A 2,901-nucleotide genomic window follows, 5' to 3' on the forward strand; every position below is an offset into this window, starting at 1 on the left:
CGGCCCGGAACGGTTTTTTAGCGCATGCGGTGTCGCACGCCGCACTGATTTGAAGAAGAACAGGAACGAAAACAGCTGTCGTCAGGTTGAAATTAGACACGTCGCGCAAAAGGTCCCGATGGCACAAACGCAACCTGCTGGCCCAGCATGCCGATCGTGCTGTCATAGCAACAGAAAAGGCAGATCCACCCATGCGTCCAGGAATTGTAATCGCCATTTTTGCAGCCGTCGTTGTCCTGATTAGTGGTGTCATCTGGTACAACAACACACAGGCCGAGAACGCCCGCGTTGAGCAACAACAGTCGGAACAGGCCGCGCAGATAGCGCGGGAGGACGCCGCCCGCGAAGAAGACCACGCGCGCCAGCAAGTAGAGACGGATGCCGCTGAACAGGCTGCGCGGGACGCGGAACAGGCTGAAGGCTTAGACGACGAGGATGGCGCAATTGCCGTGGATGAGGCTCAGATTGGCGATGATGATGTGATAGTCGTCGGCGACGAAATTACTGAAGACGCGATCGTCGTCGAATCGACGACTGACGAACCGACCATCCTTGATGCCGACAATACCGCGAGCTCGACCGTGGTTATCAATGATGAAGAAACGGGAACAACGCTCGACAGCGAAGAAATTTCCGAAACCGGTGCAACCGCTGCGGTTGCAACTTCGACTGAGCCGGACCAATTGCTTACACCAGAGAACTTTGATCGTGACGAGGTGCTTGCGCTGATCGAAACCGCCGACCAAATTTCAGACATGGAGCGCTCGACACTTGCAGCGCTGGTTGAAGGTGCCAGCGCCAATCCCGCGATGCTGGAAGACACAATAGGATCGATCCGAGCCGCGCTGAATCTGCCGGCATTGAATTGAGGTTGTTGTCTCATGCCACATGAAAAGTCACTATGAATGCGCAACTTCCGAAAATCCCTGTGGAGCCCCGCGTTCCTTTGTTCTGTCGAACCCAACTTTTAGCAACTGTTTCCAACCGTTGATGCGTAACCATTTTTTGGATGCTGCCTGCTTGAGGATGAAGACCATCAGCTTTGCGGTTTTTGCGAGAACGCGCCCTGTTACGAAGCACCCTGTGCCGGACCATGGCGAATGAGGCCCCGAGCATCATTTCGTTAACGTAGCCCCAACGCCGTCAATAGGGTAAGTCGCGCGCCCATGGCCCAGTGGGCCGCAAAGAAATCAAAGAATACCAACATGGCTTCGCTATCCTTGAGCAGGCAGGTCACGCCTTATTCGGATTTCATACATTATTTCTGGCTGAACAGATACATCTGCGCCTTTGCCTTCGCTTTTGTGGCGGCATGCTGGATGTCAGCAAGTTCTGATTTCACATTCAAAGTTTAAAGCAGCACGCAATTATATGATCAGATTGCAGCCTGAGAAAAGATTTGCGGCATGGCGCGATGATCCGGCTGCCTTCTCGTAACTGGCATCTTGACTTGTGGGTAAGACACGGCGCATGCCCGCGATAAACGAGACAGCAGGGCAGCATGGCAACGATTGTGTCAACCAATCCTTATGAGACCGAGGGCTTTTACGACACTGCAATTGCTGCAGGGCAGCATCGCGCCATTGTCGGTGGAAGGTGGGAAGAAACCGGGCGCATAGAATTGGGTGTGCTGCAAGCAGCCGGGCTTTTGCCCCATCATCACTTGCTGGATATTGGCGCGGGCGCTTTGCGGTTGGGGTGCAAGGCTGTGCCCTATCTTGAACCCGGCCATTACTGGGCAACCGATGCGGCGCGTTCAATTTTGCTTGCCGGCTATAACGCCGAACTGTCAGACCCAGCGCGCCTTGATCCTGTCCAGTTGATCGAGGATGCAGATTTTGCCTTTCCGGGCATCCCAAACACGATCACACATGCTATCGCTTTTGCCGTTTTCCCACATTTGCCTGCGCCGCATCTAAGGCAGGCATTTGTAAATCTGCATCGTTTTGAAAAGCTTGAAACCTTTCTTTTCACTGTCTTTCTTGCACCGAATGCTGCGGCTTCCAAAACGCCCTTCAGGCAACCGGACGGGGTTGTGACGCATCTCGACCGCGCCCCATATCATCTGCTTGTCGAAGACCTCACAGCACTTGCGCATGCGGCAGGCTGGCGGCTGTCGCAGCGTGCTGATATCCTGCCAAGGGGGCAAATACTCTTTGCCGCGCGACCCATGAGGTAGATTTTCTTCAACCCGATTGCTTCATTGAGGCTGCCGCGCGGTAGTGCCACATGTCGGAGATGCAGCTTCGCAAATCATCCCCGCCGGAACAGACTATACTGGAACGACTGCGGGTTCCCCCATGGGGTTGTGTGGCTTTGAAGCCGCTGATCGATCAGCGCGAACCATTCCCCGAGAGTCTCGGCTAGCAATTCAGGGCTGTATCTCGCAACCGGAAGACCGCTGCATGTTTCAGGGCCATCCGGCGCGAAGGTCGCGATAACCGCATGCCCGCCTGTCACAAGGGCACTGGTCAGCGTACCGATATAGGCAGCCTGATCTTTGGGATCAGTCAGGAAGTGGAACACCGCGCGGTCATGCCAGAGGTCATATGTCCGTGCAGGCCGCCAAAGAGTGAATCAAGGGCTGAAGCACCTGCAGCAGGCGATCAGCCTTGATCCATTTCTCCTTCAGATCAGCCTCTTTTTCGTCAAGGGCAGCCTTTTCCCGAGCGAGTTCAGCACGCTGATCCGCAATATCCGCATGCGAGACCGCGCGCTCCTGCTCAATTTCCGCTATGACCTCCGCCCGCTCAGCAAGGGTGGATCGCGCCAAAGCAGCGGTGTCCCCCTCGATCGATTTGATCGACCCGAGGAAGGAATGCGCAGCGGCCACAGCGGGGGCGATCTCCGGATGTGCGGCGCGAACGGGCTCTACCATCCGTGAACTGATGCGGTGGATGC

General features: G+C 55.6%; 4 protein-coding genes. 2 read left to right on the forward strand and 2 right to left on the reverse strand.

The genetic code is table 11. The annotated features are described in order from the left end of the window. Positions 1-193: hypothetical protein (locus BG455_RS17470; protein WP_218147540.1), on the reverse strand; the 193-nt coding region annotated here is incomplete at its 3' end. On the opposite strand from BG455_RS17470, the gene BG455_RS12195 reads away from it, so the two are divergent. Together BG455_RS12195 and BG455_RS12200 are read left to right on the forward strand one after the other, a co-directional pair. Next, entirely contained in the window at positions 192-869 is a 678-nt protein-coding gene (locus BG455_RS12195) for a hypothetical protein (protein WP_071470286.1), read from the forward strand. The genes BG455_RS17470 and BG455_RS12195 overlap by 2 nt on opposite strands. A gap of 632 nt (positions 870-1,501) precedes the next feature. Then, a complete protein-coding gene (locus BG455_RS12200; protein WP_071470287.1) occupies positions 1,502-2,179 on the forward strand; it encodes a class I SAM-dependent methyltransferase in 678 nt (225 codons plus the stop codon). 366 nt (positions 2,180-2,545) lie between these two features. Here the strand turns inward: BG455_RS12200 and BG455_RS17360 are convergent. Further along, positions 2,546-2,901: hypothetical protein (locus tag BG455_RS17360; RefSeq protein ID WP_218147541.1), on the reverse strand; the 356-nt coding region annotated here is incomplete at its 5' end.

The sequence above is a fragment of the Roseinatronobacter thiooxidans genome, from assembly GCF_001870675.1.
Lineage (GTDB): Bacteria > Pseudomonadota > Alphaproteobacteria > Rhodobacterales > Rhodobacteraceae > Roseinatronobacter > Roseinatronobacter thiooxidans.